17 protein-coding genes and 1 pseudogene are annotated in these 19,283 nt (G+C 37.8%); 10 read left to right on the top strand and 8 right to left on the bottom strand.

Annotated features, from left to right (window positions below; translation table 11 throughout):
• The first annotated feature begins 50 nt into the window (after positions 1-50).
• From N824_RS23980 to N824_RS23960, 4 genes are all read left to right on the top strand, one after another.
• A complete protein-coding gene (locus N824_RS23980) occupies positions 51-2,819 on the top strand; it encodes a TonB-dependent receptor domain-containing protein (protein ID WP_052334260.1) in 2,769 nt (922 codons plus the stop codon).
• Between the two features lie 1,224 nt (positions 2,820-4,043).
• On the top strand, positions 4,044-4,868 hold the full coding sequence (locus N824_RS23970) for a universal stress protein (protein WP_048907627.1): 825 nt from the start codon (positions 4,044-4,046) through the stop codon (positions 4,866-4,868).
• Positions 4,869-4,909: 41 nt separating this feature from the next.
• Positions 4,910-5,470, top strand: a complete 561-nt coding sequence (locus N824_RS23965) for a thermonuclease family protein (RefSeq protein WP_048907626.1) — start codon at positions 4,910-4,912, stop codon at positions 5,468-5,470.
• A gap of 135 nt (positions 5,471-5,605) precedes the next feature.
• Positions 5,606-8,233 (top strand): zinc-dependent metalloprotease, encoded by a 2,628-nt coding sequence (locus tag N824_RS23960; protein WP_048907625.1) that lies wholly within the window; start codon positions 5,606-5,608, stop codon positions 8,231-8,233.
• Between the two features lie 55 nt (positions 8,234-8,288).
• Here N824_RS23960 and N824_RS23955 read toward each other — a convergent pair whose 3' ends face one another.
• Positions 8,289-9,143: a PAS domain-containing protein gene (locus N824_RS23955; RefSeq protein WP_048907624.1), complete on the bottom strand. Its 855-nt coding sequence runs from the start codon at positions 9,141-9,143 to the stop codon at positions 8,289-8,291.
• Between the two features lie 43 nt (positions 9,144-9,186).
• Here N824_RS23955 and N824_RS23950 point away from each other — a divergent pair, with 43 nt between their 5' ends.
• From N824_RS23950 to N824_RS23940, 3 genes are all read left to right on the top strand, one after another.
• Complete coding sequence (locus tag N824_RS23950; RefSeq protein WP_048907623.1) at positions 9,187-9,966, top strand: SDR family oxidoreductase; 780 nt, start codon at positions 9,187-9,189, stop codon at positions 9,964-9,966.
• A 245-nt stretch (positions 9,967-10,211) separates the two neighbouring features.
• Positions 10,212-11,018 (top strand): phytanoyl-CoA dioxygenase family protein, encoded by an 807-nt coding sequence (locus tag N824_RS23945; protein WP_048907622.1) that lies wholly within the window; start codon positions 10,212-10,214, stop codon positions 11,016-11,018.
• A gap of 166 nt (positions 11,019-11,184) precedes the next feature.
• Positions 11,185-12,009: an SGNH/GDSL hydrolase family protein gene (locus N824_RS23940; protein ID WP_048907621.1), complete on the top strand. Its 825-nt coding sequence runs from the start codon at positions 11,185-11,187 to the stop codon at positions 12,007-12,009.
• Positions 12,010-12,023: 14 nt separating this feature from the next.
• Here N824_RS23940 and N824_RS23935 read toward each other — a convergent pair whose 3' ends face one another.
• Entirely contained in the window at positions 12,024-12,611 is a 588-nt protein-coding gene (locus N824_RS23935) for a GIN domain-containing protein (RefSeq protein ID WP_048907620.1), read from the bottom strand.
• 343 nt (positions 12,612-12,954) lie between these two features.
• Between N824_RS23935 and N824_RS23930 the strand changes: the two genes are divergently transcribed.
• Positions 12,955-13,689: a hypothetical protein gene (locus N824_RS23930; protein ID WP_048907619.1), complete on the top strand. Its 735-nt coding sequence runs from the start codon at positions 12,955-12,957 to the stop codon at positions 13,687-13,689.
• Between the two features lie 300 nt (positions 13,690-13,989).
• On the opposite strand, the gene N824_RS23925 is transcribed toward N824_RS23930, so the two are convergent.
• Positions 13,990-14,469, bottom strand: a complete 480-nt coding sequence (locus N824_RS23925; RefSeq protein WP_048907618.1) for an FKBP-type peptidyl-prolyl cis-trans isomerase — start codon at positions 14,467-14,469, stop codon at positions 13,990-13,992.
• A 120-nt stretch (positions 14,470-14,589) separates the two neighbouring features.
• Between N824_RS23925 and N824_RS23920 the strand changes: the two genes are divergently transcribed.
• Positions 14,590-15,324 carry a bifunctional 2-polyprenyl-6-hydroxyphenol methylase/3-demethylubiquinol 3-O-methyltransferase UbiG gene (locus N824_RS23920; RefSeq protein WP_048907617.1) on the top strand — a complete coding sequence of 245 codons (735 nt, stop codon included), beginning with the start codon at positions 14,590-14,592 and terminating at the stop codon, positions 15,322-15,324.
• 25 nt (positions 15,325-15,349) lie between these two features.
• On the opposite strand, the gene N824_RS23915 is transcribed toward N824_RS23920, so the two are convergent.
• The 3 genes from N824_RS23915 to N824_RS23905 all read right to left on the bottom strand — a co-directional run bounded on the left by N824_RS23915 (position 15,350) and on the right by N824_RS23905 (position 16,534).
• On the bottom strand, positions 15,350-15,619 hold the full coding sequence (locus N824_RS23915) for a hypothetical protein (RefSeq protein WP_048907616.1): 270 nt from the start codon (positions 15,617-15,619) through the stop codon (positions 15,350-15,352).
• A 110-nt stretch (positions 15,620-15,729) separates the two neighbouring features.
• Positions 15,730-16,215 carry an SRPBCC domain-containing protein gene (locus tag N824_RS23910; RefSeq protein WP_048907615.1) on the bottom strand — a complete coding sequence of 162 codons (486 nt, stop codon included), beginning with the start codon at positions 16,213-16,215 and terminating at the stop codon, positions 15,730-15,732.
• Positions 16,202-16,534, bottom strand: a complete 333-nt coding sequence (locus N824_RS23905; RefSeq protein WP_048907614.1) for a helix-turn-helix transcriptional regulator — start codon at positions 16,532-16,534, stop codon at positions 16,202-16,204. The genes N824_RS23910 and N824_RS23905 overlap by 14 nt, the downstream gene beginning before the upstream one ends.
• Before the next feature lie 159 nt (positions 16,535-16,693).
• Between N824_RS23905 and N824_RS23900 the strand changes: the two genes are divergently transcribed.
• Entirely contained in the window at positions 16,694-17,026 is a 333-nt protein-coding gene (locus tag N824_RS23900) for an isoleucyl-tRNA synthetase (protein WP_200869930.1), read from the top strand.
• Here N824_RS23900 and N824_RS23895 read toward each other — a convergent pair.
• Positions 17,023-18,012 carry a phospholipase domain-containing protein gene (locus N824_RS23895; RefSeq protein WP_052334259.1) on the bottom strand — a complete coding sequence of 330 codons (990 nt, stop codon included), beginning with the start codon at positions 18,010-18,012 and terminating at the stop codon, positions 17,023-17,025. The two genes, N824_RS23900 and N824_RS23895, sit on opposite strands and share 4 nt — an antisense overlap.
• Before the next feature lie 194 nt (positions 18,013-18,206).
• Positions 18,207-19,232 (bottom strand): annotated as a pseudogene (locus N824_RS23885) (alkaline phosphatase family protein).
• Positions 19,233-19,283: the final 51 nt, after the last annotated feature.

Raw genomic sequence — 19,283 nt, 5'->3', positions numbered from 1 at the left:
CTTAAATGCATGTAGGGGATATCCTTTTGTCTAAACTTAACTAAATCATAATGAAAAAAATTATACCGGTACTGTTGTTCTTTAGCTTTTTTTATGGGCAAAATTTATATGCGCAACGACGCATAATTAAGGGGGTGGTTACCTCAGCAGACGATAATTCGCCTATACCCGGAGTTTCGTTAAGGGTAAAAGGGCTTGATGAAGGGCCCGCTACAAAGGAGGATGGAAGTTACCAGGTTACAATTAAGAATGGACGGATATTGATTTTTTCTTACATCGGATATGAAACCCAGGAGGCAGAGATTGATGGTAAGGAAATAATAAATATTAGTCTTAAGCCTTCGTCTAGTTCACTGAGTGAGGTTAATATTGTTGGTTCCAACAATGCAAACAGAACTAAGCTTACCTCAGCAAACCCTGTTGATATTATTGATATAAAAGCGCTTCAGGAATCGGCACCACAGGTAACGGTTACACAATTACTGCAATACGTATCTCCGTCATTTCATTCCTCTGTTTCAGGTGGTGGAGATGCAGCTTCGGCAACATCAACAGCACAGCTTAGAGGACTTGGTGTAGATCAGTTATTGGTATTGATTAATGGAAAAAGAAGACATAAAAGTTCAAACATTAGCTGGGGTGGATTAGGTAATGGCGCAACAGGTTATGACCTTAATTCCATCCCGACAGGATCTATTGAAAGAATTGAAATACTGCGCGATGGTGCTGCAGCCCAATATGGTTCTGATGCTATTGCCGGGGTTATTAATATAGTTTTAAAGAAAAGTACCGACCAGCTGTCGCTTAGCTCAACTGCAAGTGCACGCAGACGCGGCGATGGATTAACCACAAGAACCAGCAGTAATTATGGGGTTAAGCTTGGAAATAAAGGCGGCTTTTTGAACGTAACCGGAGAATTTGCTACTCAGGCCGTATCGTTGCCGGTTGGTAATGATGATGCGGGGTTGTATATAGGACCTGCCTATGGGGGCGGCGCTAATACAAGGGGGTTTGATCAGATCTATACTAAAGAGATTGACGATGCGATTATAGCCAGCAGAGGTATTGACAGGCACTATTTTGATCAGCGAGGCAGTACAAATAAAGCCATAGATGGATTGCTTTTCTTTAACGCTTCTGTTCCTTTAAAGGAAGATGTGGAGTTGTATTCGTTTGGAGGTATTAGTCACCGTAATTCACAATTTACAGCAGTATACCGTTTACCGGGCTGGACTGAACGCAACAATACCTTTATTTATCCAGATGGGTTTTTACCGGCAATGGATAACATCATTTCTGATAAGTCGTTTGCCTTGGGCGTAAAAGCAAAGGTAAAAGACTGGAAAGTTGACATTTCAAATGTGTATGGGATTAATGATTTTGGGAATGTGATCACTAATTCTTTGAATGCAAGTTTGGGTCAGCGTACACCACGCAAGTTCGATGCAGGTAGTTATAATGCGAGTCAGAATACAACCAGTCTGGATTTTAGCCGCTATTTTGAGAAAGTGCTAAAAGGACTGAATGTGGCATTTGGCGGTCAATATCGTGTAGAGAGCTATCAGATCATTGCAGGCGAGGAAGCCTCATATTCAAAAGGAGATTTGAGGGCAATTTATGGAGTAGATACAACTGCGGGAGGTATTCCTTATACTACTTCGTTAGGTTTAACACCACTAAATGGCCTGTCGCCAGGCTCGCAGATCCATGCAGGTTTTCGCCCATCAAATGAGGTGAACGTAAACAGATCTATTTCTGCCGGATATTTAGATCTGGAGTTAAATGTTACTTCAAAATGGTTACTTTCAGGTGCGGTACGTGTCGAGAATTATTCGGACTTTGGAAGTGTGTTTACTTATAAAGGTGCAACACGCTATAGTGTTACCGACTGGCTTGGGGTAAGGGGATCGATAAACACCGGATTCAGGGCGCCTGACCTTGCGCAGTTTTATTATACTGAAACCTCTACAACTTTTCAAAATGGCGTAGCCATAGATCAGGTTACCGCAAACAATGTAAATCCGGCTACAAAAGCATTGGGGATTCCGGAATTAAAAGCAGAAAGATCTAAGGGATATACGGCCGGTTTAACCGCATCGCCAATACCAAATGTGGAACTTACCGTTGACGCTTACCAGATTGACATTAAAGACAGGGTTGGTAATACCGGACGCTTTTCAGCAACTGATACCAATTTGCCTGCCGATGTTAGGGCCTTATTTGTTCAAACAGGTACCATACAGGCAAAGTTTTTTTATAATTCATTTAGCACCAGTACAAAGGGTATTGAGTTAACCGGAAGCTACAAGTTCCTGTTCAATAATGGAGCAAATGCTACATTTCTTGCCAGTGCAAACTTTTTAGATACTAAGCTAACCAAAGTAAATACGCCAAAAGGATTAGAAGCTTACCGATACATAATTTTTGATGAATCGGAAAAAGCAAGGGTAACAAACAACATTCCATCAAAGAAAATAACCTTGCAGGGAACCTATAACCTTGATAAGTTTAATTTTTTGGTGCGGACAGTGTATTTTGGATCGGTAACATCGGTATCGCAGCTTAATGCTAATTTCCCCAAACCAGATTACTACTACCAGGTTTTTAGTCCGATTTGGATAGCTGATGTTTCGGCGGGATATAGAATTACCCCAAGTTTACTGGCAACGGTTGGTGCCAATAACTTATTCAATGTTCTGGGCGATTATAGTATTCCGGCACCAGGAAGTAATATTACACGCAACCCGGGCCCAGGTGGTACACAAGCCGGAACAAATACAGGTATACAGCCATTTGTAAGATTATCGGCTAAGTTCTAATTATAAAACAGAGAGATCATGAAATTTTTAAATATAAAGTTCGCAGGGATATTGGGTGTGATTGCTATTGTGTCTACATCCTGCAAAAAAACGGACTACCTGGATTCGGATAATGCCGACAGGCCGGCTCTAAGTGCTAAAGTTAAACTGGTAAACGCATTGTCTATTACGGCACCTATTAACTTCCTTGACTTTACGAGACAGATAAATACGGCTTTGATTGTTCATAATGCCGCTACCGATTATGTGGATACTCAATACGGAAAAGTGCAATACAATACAACGGAGGGGAGTAACACGAGCTATAAATCATCATATGTATTTGGAGGAAGTGCCACCTTTGTACAGGAAACTGATAAAGCCTCTTTTGCAGCTCCTAATGGTCCTATTGCAAGTTATTATCATACTTTATTCGCGGTAGCCAAACGTAAGCCTAGTAAATTGAATCCGGGAAACAGAGATAGTCTGGTACTGGTGTATGATGATTTAACAGCGCCGGTTTCTGGTAAGGCAAAAGTTCGGTTTGCAAACTTTTCTCCTGATGCACCGAATGTAGATCTAGCTTTAGTAGGTAATGCTGCAGTTTTTTCTAACGTTGNCATATGNCAAYKTTRGMRAWMASWSCMKYATTACCTANTRAWGCTANATSKRMAKKCNSSKGCAWCMRTMYMGNGGYTTKANTWGSWRAAYKCYTKRMYSYTTTRAGGAAATTGATGCTGTTGCATCAAAGAATCTTGAGGTTAGGAACAATACGACTCAGGCAGTATTGCCTATTGCTGGCAACGGGTTATCTAACATAACTTTTGAGGCTGGAAAGATATATACCATTTTTATAAATGGAAGTCCTGGTGGGGCAGGGTTAAGCGCAGCTATAATTATACACAGCAAGTAATCTTATCGCAGTTCAGCTATTTAATCTTAAAGCGGCAGTCCAAACTCTGACGAAAGGATAGTTTACTTCTGCTTCCTTCTCATTCTAAAAATAATCAAAACAAATCTAAAGGACGATAGGAGAGATCTCTTGCTTATGTCAATTCAAGTTTGGTATGCTAATTCAAGAGATTTCTCCTATAGTTGAGAAATCACGGATTATCCTGGTGGATTATGCCATTGCCATGTTACGATTGAAATCTAAGATTAAAGTAAAATAACGGTTTAACGGGGGTTCGGCCTATTTTATAAAGTAGTATATGCCTAAATTTATAAATAACTAATACTTTAAATATGAACCCCATAATTGTAGCCACAGATTTTTCGGAGGTAGCCGAAAACGCTGTTGAATATGCCGCTGCTGTTGCCAAACATAATGATGCAAAACTCATACTATATAATTCTTTTGTAATTCCTACCCATGCTGCAAACACTCTTTTGCCAGCAGCCAGCATACAAAAATTGATAACTGATAATGAGATTCGTTTGATCGAAAGAGGACTATCCCTGTCTATCGATTATGATATAGAGGTAGAACATGAATCAAACCTTTCTTTTGTTCAGGAGGCGCTGAAAAGTTTAATAGACAAGCACCAGGCTGCCCTAGTTGTACTAGGCATGAATACTAAAACTTTGGAACAGGATCTTTGGGGAAACACCACAACCTCGGCAATTAAGAAACTCAATTTGCCCGTTATGGCTGTTCCGCTGGGAGCCCGGTTTGAAGGTACTAAAAATGTGCTTTTTGCTTGTGATGTTTTGCGGGGTATATCAGAAAAAGTGCTTGCAAATATTAAAGAACTGGCAATAGCACTGAACGCCGAGGTTGAAGTTTTTAATGTAAGTCAGAAAGTTGAAGAACTAAAAACGCTAAATGGGTCTTTACCGGAAGTAAGTGCCATTGATGATGGACTTGAAGGCATTTCCTACTACTATAAGAACGTAAATTCCAATGCAGTGATCAAGGAAATAGAAAAAGAAATTATCGATTTTAGAGCTGATCTATTGATCATGGTGCCAAAAAAATATGGGTTCTGGGCTTCTATTATTCACCGGAGTAAAACACGTATTATGGCGTCAGGATTAAGAATACCATTGCTTTCGCTCCCAATTTCCTAAGTTGAATCAGAATTTTTTTATGCTTATCATTGCCGCTTCAAATGAAGTATATAATTCTGTTTTTAATTGTTGTAAGCCATAATCTGTGCTTTGGACAATTCACAAAGGTTAGGCGTGTTGTTGATGGTGATACTTTCGTAACTGAATCAGGTGAGCGGGTAAGGTTAGTAGGTATAAATGCCCCTGAAATGAAGGATTTTTATGGTGTTGATGCAAAGGAACACTTAGCAGAGCTGATTGAAGGAAGAGATGTTGAATTGACCAGCGATCATAAATCAAAAGACAGAGACAGATACTCGAGACTGTTAAGGTATGTTGTGCTTGATGGAGTGGACATAAATGAACAGATGATCCGTGAAGGATATGCTTATGCTTTACTTAAGTTTCGCTTTGATCGAGCTGCAGCCTACACCGATGCTGAGGCCGAAGCACAAGGTCGGTTGTTGGGTATGTGGAAATATAGTGAAGCTGAAAGAAACGAACCTCAGGATACTCCTATAACCAACATTACCCAAATAGACTTATATGAGAACCGCTATGTGATTGGAGGACTTGTTGTAATGTTCATCGTCCTGGGTATAAATTACCGGTTAAAGGGCTAATTGCCCAGGTTAATTTTCTGAAAAGCGATTTTGACATATTCTTTTTGCCTGAAAATTCATATTTTTAGTAACATTTATTGCGTGAAAGCATCATACACAAGATAAATTCATAACCAAAACAAACTATTATTTCATATGAAAAGAACCATTACACTGCTCACGCTGGTATTATTCTTGGCAGGGGGCGCTTTTGCCCAAAAAAAGAAGAAAAAAGAACTGGCCGCTGATTCGTTAAAAAAAGCGATGGCCAAGCCCGCGAAACCAACAATAAATGACAAAATAAAATCAAGTAAAAAGATTGACGGTCTTTTTTCAATGTATAGAGATACCGTAACGGGTAGCCTTCAGATGTATATAAAGAAAGATCAGTTAGGCAAGAATTACATTTATCAAAGTTTCTCGATGGGTGGGCCAACAACTTTATTCCTTAATCAAAATATGATCAGAACTACCTGGTTATTCTATATCCAGAAATCTGATGATAAAATTGAGCTCCTTCAAAAGAATACTAATTTTTATTATGATAAAGCCAATCCGGTAAGTAAATCAGCAGATGTTGATGTATCAGATGCAGTTTTCTATAGTGATAAGGTAGCTGCACAAGATTCATTAGGTTACCTGATTGCTGTAGATGGTCTTTTTCTTGGAGACAAACTGGATCCGGTTAAACCAGTTTTCCCTCCAACTTTGCCTCCTGGAGCCGTATTTAATCTTGGAAACCTAAATACCTCTAAATCAAAGTACCAAAAGATACGCTCATTCCCGGGAAATACCGATGTGGTAGTGGAACTCGCATATGATAACCCTGTGCCTTTAAATGGTGGAGGAAAAGACATTACAGATGCCCGCTATGTAAGGGTTAAAATGCAGCATTCTTTTCTTGAAGTTCCTAAGAATGATTTCCGCGCCCGACGTGATGATCCAAGGGTCGGTTATTTTGGATCGGAAGTGGATAACCTGACTTCTTTATCACCAGCACCATATAAAGATTTTATTAGCCGTTGGAACCTTAAAAAGAAAGACCCATCAGCCGCATTAAGCGAGCCGGTAGAACCAATTGTATTCTGGATTGAGAATACTACGCCTCTTGAGTATCGCCCGATTATAAAAGAAGCGGGTGAGAAATGGAATGAAGCATTTGAAAAAGCAGGTTTCAGGAATGCTGTTGTAATGAAAGAAATGCCTGATACGGCTAGCTGGGATCCGGCTGATATTGCTTACAATGTAATCCGTTGGGTATCCTCGGCATATCCTTCTTATGGTGCAATAGGGCCAAGTTTTTATAATCCGTTAACTGGCCAGATTTTAGGTGCTGATATTACTGTTGAATGGCGCTCTGGAGCAGGCACAATTATTACCGACGACCTTTACAACGGTGGCAATTCTGCTTTAAAGCTGCCTTGGGAAAATCCTATTGAGGCTACGTCTTCAAAATCAGGTCAAGGGCACAGTTTCGATAAAAACCACATGGCGTCTTGTACATTGGCCCAGGAGTTAAGTATGCAGTATCAAACTGGTTTAACAGCAATTGAAGCGCTGGATGCTGATGTTCCTGAAGCAAAAAGAGCTGAGACAGTTCGTGAAATGCATAAACAGTTCTTATACTACCTTATCATGCACGAAATGGGGCATACACTTGGACTTAATCATAATATGAAGGCCAGTCAGATGTTAACTCCTGCTCAAATGAATGATGTAGCACTTACCCGTAAAATTGGATTGCAAGGATCTGTAATGGATTACCCTGCTATAAATGTAAGTAGCGATCGTAGTAAACAAGGTGATTATTATACCACTAAAGCAGGTCCATACGATTTATGGGCAATAGAGTATGGCTATACTCCATTTAGTGAGTCGGAAGAAGAAGCCGGATTAAATAAGATTTTGAGTCGCAGTACAGATCCACAGCTTGCCTTTGGTAATGATGCAGATGACATGAGAAGCCCGGGCGGTGGTATCGATCCGAGAGTGAATGTTAATGATCAGACTAATGATATGGTTGCTTACGGAGAAGATAGGTTTAAATTGATTAACACAATGATGCCAAAGCTGAAGTCTCGTTTTAGCAGAACTGGTCAGAGCTATCAGGAGTTGCGCCTACGCTATCAGCAGCTTAACGGACAGCGAGCAAGTATTGCTGCAGCAATAAGTCGTTTTGTTGGCGGTGTATATGTAGATAGAAGTTTTGTGGGACAAAAAACAACTGTTGCCCCATTTACTCCAGTTCCTGTTGCCTATCAAAAAAAGGCAATGGCACTATTGGGTAAATATGTGTTCGCTCCTAATGCTTTTGATGCTGATAGCCCGCTATTTCCTTATCTTCAAATTCAGAGACGTGGATTTGGATTTTTTGGAAGCAATGAAGACTTTAAGCCTCAGAATACATTCATGTCTATACAGTTGAGTACTCTTGCGCAAATTCTACATCCAAATACGTTGACCAGAATAAACAATAGCGGTCTTTATGGTAACACATATTCTGTAGCAAGTGTAATGAACGATTTGGCGAATGATATTTTTGCGGCAGATCTTAAATCGAATGTGAACCTATTCCGTCAAAACCTGCAAACGGAATTTGTAAAAGCTTCGGCAAGCATCGTTTCTTCACCTGGGGGATATGATAATGCAAGTAAAGCTGCGGCATTATCCACCTTAAAAAAGGTAAAAACTCAGCTTGGTGGTGCGGTTTCAACAAATGAGCAGACAAAAGCTCACCGTACAAATCTGACTTTTTTAATTGATAAAGCTTTGGCAGTTAAATAGATTTGTAATTGCTCTAATAAAGAAGCCTGTGCCGATATTGGTGCAGGCTTCTTTATTAAATTTGGTCATTGATCTTGAGTACAGCGTTGTCCAGTTCTCCTGCTGAGATCTCAAGGAAATTAACTAAACCAGTAAGGGCCTCCTGGTCGCCAATTGAATCCTTTAATAATGGGATAAGGCCTATCAGGTTAGACAGAGGTCGTCTTACTTCGTGCGAGTTGTGCCAGGCAATTTCCCTTAATTTTTCATTCTGAGCTATAAGTTGCTCTTCATGTTTTACCCTTACATCTATATCCTGCATTGCTCCAAGCATTCTAAGTGGGTTGCCAGAATCATCAAAGATTAGATAGCCGCGGTCAAAAACATGTTTGTAACTACCATCTTGACAAAGGTATCTGTATTCGGCTTTCCATTTAGTCCCTCTTGTTTTTATGATTTTCTCAAATTCATAAATGATACGGGCCTGATCATCGGGATGTACCCGGGTCATAGCCCAAAAAGAGTTGTGAATAACCTCATTATCTTCATGCCCAAAGATCTCTTTATATCCACTCATCCAGGTTAATTTATCATTGGCTATGTCATAATCCCATATCACATCATTGGTTGCCCTGGTAACCGTATTGTACAGAAGTACTTGATCGTTTAACTGCTTTTCGTGTTCGATAAGATCATTTTTATGTCTTCTTTCTGTGTTTAGCAGACTGCTATAATGATGGTTCAATCCTATTACTGCCGCTATAGCAGTGCCAATTAAGAATATGAAGTTTTTAAGGTAATATAAGTTCCTTAAATCAGTTGTCGGATATTGCCGATCAAGCCAACCGATAAATTGCGATCCTATAAGTAGCCATATTCCACCCAAAACTAGATAAGCGATGACGATTCTGATGAGTGCTTTGTTTTTCAAAATAATTAGAGCTGATTTATTGTAAATTTACATTTTTAGCCTTATGAATCAATTCGCATTAATAACAGGAGCAAGTAAAGGAATAGGAAGGTCAATAGCCATTTCGTTAGCGAAAAGAAAGTTTAATCTTTTGCTTGTGGCAAGGTCAGCTCCTGAACTTAATGCACTTAAACTGGAACTTTCCAACCAGTATAATGTTTGTGTGGAAGTTTTTGCACTGGATCTATCTGTACCTGGAGCTGCAAAGCGGGTTACGGAATGGTGCACAGACAACTCTTTTCCGGTCTCTGTGCTTGTTAATAATGCAGGGTTTGGTGTTTGGGGGAAATTTGAAAGTCTTCCTTTAGATGAGCAGCTTAATATGTTGCAACTAAATGTAACAGCACTTACTGAGCTTACATATTATATGCTTCCACTTTTAAGACAAAATCAACAAGGTTATGTGCTTAATGTTTCTAGTACGGCTGCATATCAGGCTGTGCCTACATTGGCGATGTATGCGGCATCTAAATCATATGTTTTGTCTTTTAGCAGGGCTATAAGGTACGAACTTAAAGATTCATCCATATCGATAACTTGTCTCAGTCCCGGACCTGTTGGAACTGGTTTTGCCGAAAGGGCAGGGCTATCGGTTATAAACGATATAGCTGAAAAATTTAATATGGATGCAAATGTTGTTGCCGAAATTGCGGTTAAAGCGATGTTAAGTCGGAAAGCAGAAGTTATACCTGGTTTCACTAATATTATCTCGGCATATGCGAATAGAGTTTTACCAAAATCACTTATTGAGAAGATAACAGCCGGTATCTATAAAATCAAATAATCAGAAAATATTTTTTTAAAATAAATGCTTGGTATTCAATATATTTTATATGTTTGTAAAATAAACTACTAAACACATAGACTATGTCTATTAAAACAGATAACAACTTTTCATTAAATCACTCCATGGCGATGCTTCAGATGATGAAGCCCATGCAGTGTTGTTGCTGTTAATTTCTTAGGGTCGTCTGCACCCACCTCTGATTTCAAATAATACCTTCTTTTAATTTTTTATAAAATATACCTATGGCAACTTCATATCCAAAGTTTTCATTAGCTGAAACTTTAACCGCTGAACAAAAAGACTTTTTTAATACAAATGGCTTTATTCATTTCAAAAACTTTATAACACCTCAAACTGTAAAATCAATTGTAGATGCTTCTTTGGAAGTGCAAAAAAATTGGTTAGAAAAGGATGTAAGTAAGATTAATGGCGTTCCAATTAAATATGGGCGTGATCTTGATGGTTCTTCTATCGTACAACGATTTGCATTTATTAACCAGCATCATTCGGTCTTTAGTGGTCTTTTACTTGATCCGAGACTAAGTGGCTTACTGGAGCTTGCTGGTACTGGTGCCAGACTTGGTGAAAGCGAAAAAGACGGAATGGTTTTTAATCATTATGTAAATGGCCCGGATAGTAAATTCACCAAAATGGGATGGCATACTGATGGGTTAAGAGATGTTTTTTATGGTCAAAAGTTAAATCCGATGCTTAATGTGGGAATCCATTTAAATAATCTGGAACCTGAAAATGGTGGTTTAAGAATAATTCCAGGTACCCACAAACAAGGGCTTTATCAAATGCTTTTCAGAAAGAAATACTTTCTTGACCATGATGAAGATGCTGAAGAAATTGCAGTAGTGCCAGAGGTTGGGGATCTTACGATCCACGATGGAAGGTTATGGCATCGTGTTGCACAATCTACCGTAATTGGTGAACAAAGTCGTAGGAGGGTAATTTATATTCCAATTATCGCAGGCAAGTATGCTCCTAAAAATGAAAATAGTCCAACCGTGTTTTACCAGCGTTTTGCAGGTATTGTTAAATAAGTAGCTATGTTATTCTTAATCATCATAAATTATTTGGTAAGGTCTGGCCGACTGAATAAACCAATTTTGTTTGTGAAAACGGTATATAAAAGAAGTATAGCCAGATAGATTGCAGTCGTATTTTATTCTTATGTTTACTATAAAGTAAATGTTAATTTGATCTCAAATGAAAAGAATATTATTGCTGCTTACCATTATAGTTACCCTTGGATCTTTTACACAAAAGGAAATTACATGGACTGCTATTGGTGACTCCATTACCTACTTAAATGAACATCAGGACGAAACGGGTAACCGGGTTACCAGTGGTTACATGACCAGGGTGGTAAGCAAATTGCCTAATATTCGTTACATTAATCAAGGCCATAATGGTTGGACAGCTGTTGGTATTGCCAAAGAAATTGAAAATCTTGGCCTCCAAAAATCAGATGTATATTCAGTTTTTTTAGGCACAAATGATTGGTGGTCAGGTCAACCATTGGGAACCTTAAACGACTATGTCAATAATACTGGTCTCAAAACAGTTTACGGCTCATATCGTATCATTATTAACAAGCTTAAAACCCTTAATCCTGATGCTAAAATTATTCTGATTACTCCAATGCAACGTGTAGATTTTGTATACATTGCCAATAGTCATAATAACGCATGGGGCTCTTATAAAGAGAAAAAAGGACAGATGCTATCGCAATTTGCAGATGCTGTTAATGAAATTGGCCGTCATGAACATTATAAAGTAGTGGACCTTTATAATAAAAGTGGCATGGAGCTAAAAACGCTGGTAAAGTATAAAAGATTAAAGGATCCTGAAACAGGAAGTTATAAAAATTATAGCTACCCTGATTTTAAAGATATTCCTTTTAATCCAGATACTGATGAATACCCTTATCCGATAGAAGCAAGAGACAATACTTTCGATGGTTTGCATCCCTCAGATAAAGGTTATCAGATTATAGCGGAAATGCTAGTTAAAATCATGAAGAAATATTAATGGCCCGGATCTTTTTATTTAGAGGCCATAGATTCATCCGTTAGTCTATCTGTTTTCTGACATACAAAATTTTCAAAGCTAATGTTCTCCATATTATTGGCGATATAAGTATGTGAATCAGCAGTACCGCTTAATTTTAAGGTAGATTCACCTTTAAGAATGGTATACATGCTGTTTGCATTGGTTCTTACGTTGGCGGTAGCATTATCATTTAAAAAGATTTGCAAGCAAGTAAGATTGAGTATGCCTTTGGTAACTACTGATGCATTACCCGATGCCTGAATTCTGTTTAAATCCTTTACTGTAACTGTAATGGTGACAGGATTTTTATCAGTAGAATTGATTAGCAGATGATAACCTTTTCTAGCGATTGTAGTTTTTGAAGGATTATAGTATTCGTCAATTCTGACTTCTTCCTCCTGACCTTTCACTAAAATAACTTTTACGTTTCCACTGATAACAACCTTGTTAAATGTAATAGTGCCTGTTTTAAATGAAAGTAGTTGAGGGCTGGGATTTGCAGCAAAAGTTGAGATAGCGGAAGATGTTAGAATGATTGCGGTAAACGCAGAAGCAAATAGAGTTTTTGTAAGGGTTTTCATGACGGTGTGTATTTAAGATTCTTTGATTATTTTATTAATAAGATGCTTCCGTCAAAAGAAAAGTTGCACAGGTATTGTCTGTTTTATACCATGGGTCATTAAAATACGACGAACGGTCAAAAGGAATCGACAAACTAGAAAAGAAAATTATAGAATTGTTTGCGCCCAGAAATGGTTTAAAATAAGAAAAGGGGATAGGCCTTTCGACTTACCCCCTTTAAATTAACGCTCTCGGGGACAAATGTAATAAATGTTTAAACATTTATTTATCATGGAATTGTCATCAGTTAAATACTGTTAAAATTTTATCTGCCTGTACAGAATGTGTTAGTTTCGTTTATTAATGAAAAATCTAATGCTAAGGATTTCTATCTTTTTGGTTTTCATGTTGTTATATCTGGATGTTTCCGCACAGCTAATAAAAGGTAAAATAATAGATATGCAAACAGAACGTCCGCTAGGTGGTATTTCAATAGAATTGAAATACACAAAAAAAATGAGTGGCGTTACTGGAGATTTTTCATTAATTGCCTCTGTAACGGATACCGTATGGTTTTCAGGATTAGGCTATGAAAAAAGATATGTTCTTGTAAAAGATTGGAAACCGCCTATAATGACAATTGGGCTTACGCCGACTTCTTTAGACCTTGAAGAAGTTGTTATTTTTGGTCAACGGAATCACAAAGCGGATTCACTAAAACTAAGGAAAGATTTTGCAAGAGAGTTCAATTATAAACCTATTGGTATTAAAGATGTTTTTATAAACTCCTATCAGCCGAGGGGCCGGTTTGAGTTTGTAAAGATTGACGTATTGCAATTGGTAAGGTTATTAGGAGGAAAAAATGATATTCAGAATAAGTTAAAGAAAAGACTTTATGAGGATGAAAAGCAGGCTTACATAGATTCGAGATTTGGGAGATCTTTTGTTTCATCACTTACTAAACTTGAAAGCGATTCCCTTGATTTATTTATGGAACAATACAGGCCTGACAAAGAAGAGTTATTGGAATTGTCTGATTATAATTTGATGCTGAAGATTAAGTCGGATTTGAAGGTGTTTAAAGAAAAGAAGAACTAGACCTTAAAATTAGGGTACAAAAAAAAGGTAGTCTTATCCAAGCACTACCTCTTTTTAACCAAATATAAACCCAGTATGAACGGGATCTTTTTCTTTAAGACAATAATCGCACCATTGTCTGTTTTAATCGTTTAATAATCAGCTACGCTGTATTAACAATACAAATGTAAGAATTATTTTTAGATAGTGTAATAAATACACTAAGTAATTTTTCAAATGACAATATTATGATAATTCTATACATAAAAAAGGAGGCAATAGCCTCCTTTTAATGATCTGATAAATATTTTAATTTGTTTTTTATTTTAAATCTGTGATTTCCATTGTAAAATCTAATATGGAATTTGCAGGGATCGGACCATTCTGTATATTTCCAAAACCATAAATTGAAGGAATGAGTATCCTGACTTTACCACCTTTTTGAACTTGCTTAATGCCCACTTGCCAGCCATAGATTGCATCGCTTAGTTTAAATTTAGCACCTGTTTTGGTGTCAAATTCTGTCCCATCTAATAATCTGCCTGTATAGTTTGCTGTTATGTTTGTTGTATCCAGATAGGTTATATTACCTGCTCCTCTTTCAAGAATTTGATAAAACACTCCTGTTTCTGAGTCTTTTTGTGCATTAATATTATTTTTTACAATAAAGGCTCTAATCGCTACAGTATCTATTGCAAGTTGAGCATATGGATCACGGTCGTCCTCGGGGAAATCCTTTTTGCAAGCCACAAGGCATCCAACCATGCAAATGAAAAGTAATAAATGGTTTATTTTGGTCATGATAATCAAATATATGTTTTTTTAAATCATTACTTGAAGTTAATAAGTCGTTTTAGCAAAAGCAAACGTCTGTTTTTAATAAATTGAGTTTATTAGCTTTGACAAGTAATAAATAGACCTATGAAAGAAAATAAATATGATGATCCTGCTTTTTTTAAGCAGTATAGCCAAATGACTCGTTCAATAGAAGGGTTGAAAGGAGCGGGCGAATGGCACGTTCTTCAAAAAATGCTTCCTGATTTTAAAAGTAAACATGTCTTAGATTTAGGTTGCGGCTTTGGCTGGCATTGCCAATACGCTGCAGAACATGGTGCTAAATCAGTATTAGGAATAGATCTGTCAGAAAAAATGCTGAATTCTGCCAACGAAATGAATAAATTTTCATTTGTTGAATATAAGAGAATGGCAATTGAAGCTTTTGATTTCCCTGAAGATTCTTTTGATGTTGTGATAAGTTCTCTTGCTTTCCATTATTTAGAATCTTTTGAGGAGGTGTGCCGTAAAGTGCACCGAAGTCTTTCTCCTGGAGGGGTCTTTGTTTTCTCAGTTGAACATCCAATATTTACTGCCTATGGAAGTCAGGACTGGATTTATAATGAAGCGGGTGAACGCATTCATTGGCCGGTTGATAAATATTTCGATCAGGGAATTAGAAAGGCAAGATTTTTGGGAGCGGAAGTTGTCAAATACCACAGGACTTTAACTACCTATATTAACGGGTTATTAAAAAATGGTTTTGAAATAACGGCCCTGGTGGAACCAGAGCCGGATGAAGTATCTTTAATGACTATTCCTGGAATGCAAGATGAATTGCGCAGGCCTATTTTTCTTATTGTTTCAGCATTAAAAAAATAAAGCTGGGGATTGGCTTTTAGTAGTTTTAATTATTAAAAACTGCTTTAAATGCATTTCTGCAATCTTTACCTATTTCTAAAGGAAGTCCATCTTTTAAGTAAAGTTGAATTTCACCTTCAGCGGTATAGAAATAACGAAAGTAGTTGTTAATTTTATCCGGTGCTCCGGTAAATGGGTTGTTCTTTGTACCAAACCATCTAGAATATTTGTTATCAATCTCCTGAAGCTTTTCTTCAAAAGCCAGTTTTTTCTTGTCAGTAGTTCCTACCTGCGTTTCGTTTATAATTTCGCTCATATTTTGAATAACGCACAAGATACGTAGAATATATCTATTGCTATGATAAATAGGCATTTATAGCTGCATTGTGACAGCTAAATGTTATATTTCTGTAAATCCTTATGCTTTTAGTTTTTAATCGCGATTAGAATATTTAATTTATTGAACATTTTGATCCAGCTTTGATAAGCACCTGTTTGTCTGGCGTCCTCTTCGGAAACAGTTTGATGGATAGCTAATTTCGTCTGATTTCCAATTGAGGTAAAAGTCACTGTAGTAATGGTTTCTTCTGGCCAGTCTTCAGGTTTTCCGGCAGCTAAAGATGCTATTGACTCGCCGTTTTCATTCGTTAGAATCATTGAGAAAACTAGCTTTTCGGGAAATATAACCTGATCGTAGACGCCCTTTATCCAACAATCTCCATGTATAGGATCATGAATACAGGAGTGAAAGGTGCCACCCTCTTTTACATCGATGTACTTGAATTCAATAGTACAGCCATCGGGTGCATACCAGTGTTTTAATTGCTCTGGATCTGTCCAGGCCTCAAATACAAGTTCACGTGGGGCATCAAAAAGATGCGTAATGAAAAGTTCTTTTTTAGATTGTTCCATCTTCTTTCTGTTTAGTTTGTAGGTAATTGTCTAGTTTTTCAAATTTGCTAACCCATTGTTTCCTGGATTGCTCAACCCAGTCAGCCACTTCATTTAGCTTATCAAGTTGAGGCTCACAAAATCGTTCTCTGCCTACCTGCTTAATTACTACTAATCCGCATTCAGTGAGGATTTGTATGTGTTTTGATATCGCTTGTCTACTAATATCGAAAGCGTCAGCTACGGCATTGAGGTTCAAAGGTTCTTTTGCTATTCTTTGAATAATTTCCCTGCGGGTAGGATCAGCTATGGCTTGGAATACGTCTCTTCTTGTTATCATTTTGCAACTATGTGGTTGCAAATATACGTGCAATCATTTGATTGCGCAAATATTATTAAAAAAAATAAATTCAAAATGACGACCTTACCTTTTTAGATGCCTTTATGAAAATGGTTTGATTTTTGTCACTATTTAAAACTATTTTAATACCCTCTGGTCATGATTAAAACGCTAAAACTTCAGAAAGCAGTAATTGCCTTTATATTGGGCGTGCTGGCGCTAATTGCTTATAAAGTGATGAGTGTGAACAAAATGGAATCAAGTAATTACATATTGTCGGTTGCCGGATTTTTATTTATTGCAGGTGCATTGATGCTCATCTATCCCATTCTTTTTGCAAAAAAAGATAAAGAAGGGTGTGTAGAACTTGATCCTGAAATACAAGAAGAAATGGTTGCCGCAGAGGCACAGGTATCCACAATTGAAGAACCTGTAACTGAAAATACAGTAACTGAAAAAATTGTGGTAAACGAAAAAATGGGAGAGGTTTAAACCACCCCACCCATATATGGATCTGTTATCGAATCTTCTCCTGTTTCAACATGCCCGGCATATTGCTTTGAAAATACGCTGTAGCCCTCTAATTGAATTGTAAAATCATACCATCCTGAACTCCTTTGCAGGTCAATAATGAAAGTTTTCCCGCTTTTCTTATCTAATGATATCGATCTGGTAATATCGCTTTTGTAAGCGTTGTCGATAACATTTATCTTTAAATCCTGATCGCCCTCATTTTCAAGAATAAGTTCAATGTTACCACTTGGTTTTTTGCTTAAGAACCCTTTGACCTCATAATGGCAGTTAATCTTTAACAAAGGATCATCTTTATCGCCTTTAAATGCTCTGAAAAAACCATTAGGAGCGCTTATGCATAAATTGTATTGCCCATTCCCAAAGTTTTGTAACGCTAGGGGGTCTAAAATTTTGTCTCCATTTTTTACTGCATACGCCCAGGTCTTTCCTGCCTGCCCATTGTATAGATTGGTAGTGTATACATTAAAGGGCGCTCCAACAGTCAATACTTTTTGTCCGAAATTGCCTCTCCCTGCTTCTAGCTGAAGTTCTACTTTGGTTTTAGAACGATCAAGATTACATTCTGCAAAGAGTTGATAAGGTAAAGCGCATGCCTTACTTGTTCCTCGTTCCTGTTGTGGCAAATACGCCCCTGAGTCTATTTCACTTTTCGATAAAGGATTTGGCTTAACCTGTGCCGGTTTGTTTTTTGCATTTTGAATATTGGTAACAACTTCTTCTCTTTTTAACGGTGTTGGTGTAACAGATGACACCCCTTCTGAAGGTCTGAAAGTTGATGTCAGATCGCCACAAATTACCCTTCTCCAGCTGCTAATCTTATTACTGCGAATTTTCTTCCCGGTTTTTTTGCTAAGTATGTTTTCTAAAAACATTAGTGAAGAGGTATGGTCAAAAACTTGCGAATTTACATAACCTCCTTTGCTCCAAGGCGAGGCGATGATCATTGGCACGCGATAACCTAATCCAATTGGACTATCTTTTTTTAGCTCGTAATCAGCCTCAACAGAGATTCCTTCAGAAACTTTTCCGYTNTGATGNNTYGWTANNWTKKSRAACTACMYAYKGWKKSATNKGMTSRWAGNTWRYYGTNATTTNTCRKYNTACSTRWGSWKMANNRARSKGWSKTTTTCYWKWCNNMTCASSRTTCTTTSTKAAANATGKMMAGNCGMTTYASAWRSWKAYMATGTNMSATASMWTRKTGWRYTWSTMKGNNAYCTGWGMWKCWKTGWGGRGCNRSYWKYCWTGAAACAGTGGGTAGTTTGCCATTATCAACATCAGAACGGAACTGATAGAAGATATCATTTTTAGGGATGCTGATAGTTTCTTCTTTTCCCTGGTCATTAGTAAACGTAAATGGAGCAAGCTCCAGATAGTTAAACGGCGCATTTATATTGCTTGCAAATGCTTTGTCTATTAAATTCTTTTCACGGGTAGATAGCTTATTGTATTTCTCGGTTACCTGTGCTGCAGTGAGGGGAGGTTTTCTTGTCAAATCACCATTCTTTCTGAAATATGCCGCAAGCTTAACGTTATAGCGTTTTACGTATTCAATTGCGTTGTCCCCGTAATTACCTAACCAATCATCTACATTATCACCTTGTAAATCGGCTGTCCATATTTCATTTTGATAGATTTTCCAATCAATTCCATTATCTTCCAATACCTCTGGAAATGTATCCCAATCTACAAAAGCACCGTCTCTTGATTCTGCTTGAGAATTGTTTACAGCTGCTACCGAACTCCCGTTTAACTCGGGGCGAATGTTACCTGTCCAGAAAAATAACCTGTTTGGAGTAGTGCCGGTAAGAGATGAGCAGAAATTATGGTCACAAATCGTAAAGGCTTCGGCCATTGAGTAGTAAAAAGGAATATCTGTCCTGTCATAATATCCTAAAGACATAAGTGATTTTACGGGAACCCATTTATCATACTTGCCATTGTTTCGGGCAGCAAGCTGGTCCGACCAGGAGTGAGGCAGACCGCCTTGCCAGGTTATTTTTGTTTTATTAATGTCTACGTGAAACGGCGCGTACGTTTTTCCTTCATTGTCCTTTTGTAACCAGACCTTATCCTTATCAGGAAGTGTAAAAGCTCTTGGGTCATTAAAGCCACGGACACCTTTGAGCTTACCAAACATATGATCAAAAGAGCGGTTCTCTTGCATCAGGMYTACAMKAYGCTCTNNWYCNATMWWAGSTNANGATNNKKGATCTGC

The sequence above is a fragment of the Pedobacter sp. V48 genome (genome assembly GCF_000523515.1).
Taxonomy (GTDB): domain Bacteria; phylum Bacteroidota; class Bacteroidia; order Sphingobacteriales; family Sphingobacteriaceae; genus Pedobacter.
The sequence above is the reverse complement of the archived record's forward strand: the minus strand, read 5'-3'. Positions and strand labels throughout refer to the sequence as shown.